The 3048-nt window shown below is 44.4% G+C and carries 2 protein-coding genes and 2 pseudogenes; 2 read left to right on the top strand and 2 right to left on the bottom strand.

Annotation, left to right across the window (positions count from 1 at the left end; translation table 11 throughout):
- Positions 1–281 precede the first annotated feature (281 nt).
- Complete coding sequence (flhD, locus tag BLW34_RS15035; RefSeq protein WP_090542787.1) at positions 282–599, top strand: flagellar transcriptional regulator FlhD; 318 nt, start codon at positions 282–284, stop codon at positions 597–599.
- A 25-nt stretch (positions 600–624) separates the two neighbouring features.
- Positions 625–1185: a flagellar transcriptional regulator FlhC gene (gene flhC, locus BLW34_RS15030; RefSeq protein WP_090542789.1), complete on the top strand. Its 561-nt coding sequence runs from the start codon at positions 625–627 to the stop codon at positions 1183–1185.
- Between the two features lie 307 nt (positions 1186–1492).
- On the opposite strand, the pseudogene BLW34_RS15025 reads toward flhC, so the two are convergent.
- Positions 1493–2580: pseudogene (locus BLW34_RS15025) on the bottom strand (IS630 family transposase).
- A gap of 169 nt (positions 2581–2749) precedes the next feature.
- Positions 2750–3048 (bottom strand): annotated as a pseudogene (locus BLW34_RS17190) (hypothetical protein); the annotation flags it as partial.

Genomic DNA, 3048 nt, shown 5'->3' with positions numbered 1-3048 from the left:
CTGAATTTGAAATGGCATATTATCGCCAATTAAAGGAGTCAGCTAATGCAGCCTGACTCAAACTAAAAAGTCTCCGGAAAAACCGGGGCGATTCACTATATCTATCTGATTACCCTATGAACTTATAGTATATAGGGAAAAATCCTACAAATAGGTTAGTGAAATACTGACTATTCATTTGGTTGATGTTCCATTTACTTCCATAGTTACAAGATTGAGAATATGCTTGGATTGAGAATGTGCTCAATTTAAATCTAATCGTGTGAATAAGGAGCATCGATATGGAAACAAGTCAGATTCTTGATGAGATAAGAGAGATCAATCTTGGCTACATGTTACTAGCTCAACAGTTGTTGCGTGAAGACAAGGTTACGGCGATATATCGACTTGGTATTAGTGAAGATGTTGCAAATATTCTGGAGAATCTTACTTCTAGTCAGCTGTTAAAAATGGCTACTTCTAATATGTTGCTGTGCCGTTTCCGGTTTGATGATCGGCTCATTGCTGAGATTTTATCTAATCATAGCCGAGATCGTGCTCTGACCCAATCGCACGCTGCTATATTAATGGCCGGATTACCGGCTGAAATTATTGGTTGATTTAGTATGGAGTGGGGAGCATTCTATGCGAGAAAAGAGTCTTTTGTCAGAAGCCAGGCAAATTCAGCTTGCTACTGAATTAATTAAACTTGGAGCTAGGTTACAGGTTTTAGAGACAAATACAGAATTAAGTCGTGAGAGGCTTGTAAGGCTATATAAGGAGATAAGGGGAGTTTCTCCTCCCAAAGGGATGCTGCCTTACTCTGAGGACTGGTTTACAAGCTGGCAACCAAATGTGCATTCTTCACTATTCATTAACATTTATAACTATATTATTAAATATACAAATGTTTATGGTATTGATGCCATTATAAAAAGTTACAAGCTATATCTTGAGCATATTGAGATTAATCACCTTCAGCGCATTCTGAGCTTAACGCGTGCGTGGACTCTGGTGCGTTTCCTTGAAAGCAAAGTATTGTGTGTCACACTTTGTACTAAATGTAATGGTAGTTTTATAGTCCATAGCTTGGAAATACATTCCAACCATGTTTGTGGTTTATGTAATATTCCATCTCGTGCAGGGAAGACTAAGAAAGTTGCACTAAGTGCAGCAACAAAAGTAAAGCAAGAATATGCTGTTTGAGTTTCTTTGATTACTGAATGTTGACCGTTTAGATCGGTTGGAAAAATTCCTGATTGTAAAGAATTATTTGTGGAATATTGAGTAGTGAGGTGAGGGTACTTACGAAAATAATTCCTTATGTATTACAATTTGATTGTATTTTGTGTAGAAATAGTATGATGAGATGCAATAAATTTGTAGATGACAGGGTATGCGCTAGCTGTGATCAGAAGTTGATTACATTTCTTGTGCATTATTCAGGGATATTAATCTAGAACCCTGTGTTCTAGTTGGAACTAGCAGATCGTTCCGTTAAAACAATTGCAAATTAAACAAGCCCCAAATCGAACTTTCTCCAACGTAATGAAGCCGGTATTTCGTTAAACTCCGCAATGCCTTTGAGGATTCGCTCTTTGAGTTCTTCCTTTGACGAGGCCCGAATATGGCGAAGAAAGGTACGAGCCGTCTTGGAAAAGGCACACTCTATAAGATTCAGCCATGAACCATGTTTGGGTGTATGAACATATTCAAAACGCCCCGGACGGCTCGCCAAATAAGCCATCGTTTCCTTGGAAATATGAGCCGAGTGATTGTCGAGCACCACACGAATAACGGCATCAGCAGGGTAATGAGCGTCCAAACGCTTGAGCAGATCAATAAACTCGCGGCTGCGGTGCTTCGACTCCACGTTGGCGATGATTTCCCCCGTATGCAAATCGAGCGCCGCCAGGATGGACAGGGTACCAAAGCGAACATACTCGTAATCTCGCGCCAATGATGTTTCCCTGCCGGGTACGGATGGAAGGTCTGGGGCAGTCAGGCCGATCGCTTGCGCGCCGAGCTTCTCGTCAACGCTGACAGTGTAAACTGAGGCTGGCTGGTTTCCCTGTCCGGTTTTGTCCGCATACAGCGAAACCTCCTGATAGATCATAAGCACCTCCCGCATCTTACGGTCAAAATCGGGATCGCGCTTTTCTAGGTAATAACGAATCCGGTGTGGCTTGATGTCGTGTTCCTTTAAAATGCGCCATACCGTGGTTTTGTTCGCTTGCACCAGACGAGTAAAACCAGCAGCAGCAACAGCATGCTGCCTCACGTGGCGCGCCAGTGCCGACGGAGTCCACAATTCAGCTGCCAAACCATGACCCTTTGGTTGGTACAGGCGAGGCTGACTACCCAAGCCTTAGCATCCGCTAGAATCTCCGGCTCCTTGGGGTGGTGAAAGGTATCTTTCAAGCCCACAGGAACGCCCGCAGCAAGTGCCTTGTCGATACATTTATATATAGTTGGCCGAGAGACACCAACCTGCCGCTGGATATCGGAAATCGAAATCCCCTCCGCATATCGCAGCAATATCTTGGCGCGCTCTACCTCGCGTGCAGGTGCCGTCCTTGATCCGCTCAATTCGGTCAGCATCTATCTATGAGATTCCAGCAATACCAAATCCTCCCGATTCGTTCCTCTCGCCATTCGCCATCTCCACTTTCGTTGTTGTCCTCCGAACAGTCATGGCAAACATACGCAAATTTGTAAATCAATTATCAGAACGAACTGCTGGGAACATAAATAGTCGGCCCTGCAAAATTCACCCGGCTGCTAATATAGATTTAGCATGCCGAGTATTCACATCAACAGTCAGAAGTTCGCTCCTGATAGAATTGACCAGCTGAAGCAATAAAATGCGTAAAAAAGCCGTCTTCAGCCCCAGGCGAACCATTGCTCGCAGCAACCAGCGTAGGTTGTAACCCGTTGCACACAGTACTGCATGGAGCGCATCGCCCAGTTTTCGCTGTAACCAGCAACGATCCATTCGGTGATCTGATTTGAGATGCCCGATCGCGGGCTCCACGGCTTGGCGCCGCTTAAGCCATCTTCGTTGCTGCT

The sequence above is a fragment of the Nitrosomonas sp. Nm58 genome (genome assembly GCF_900107335.1).
Taxonomy (GTDB): domain Bacteria; phylum Pseudomonadota; class Gammaproteobacteria; order Burkholderiales; family Nitrosomonadaceae; genus Nitrosomonas.
Note: the sequence above shows the minus strand (reverse complement) of the source record. Positions and strands in the feature narration are given on the sequence as shown.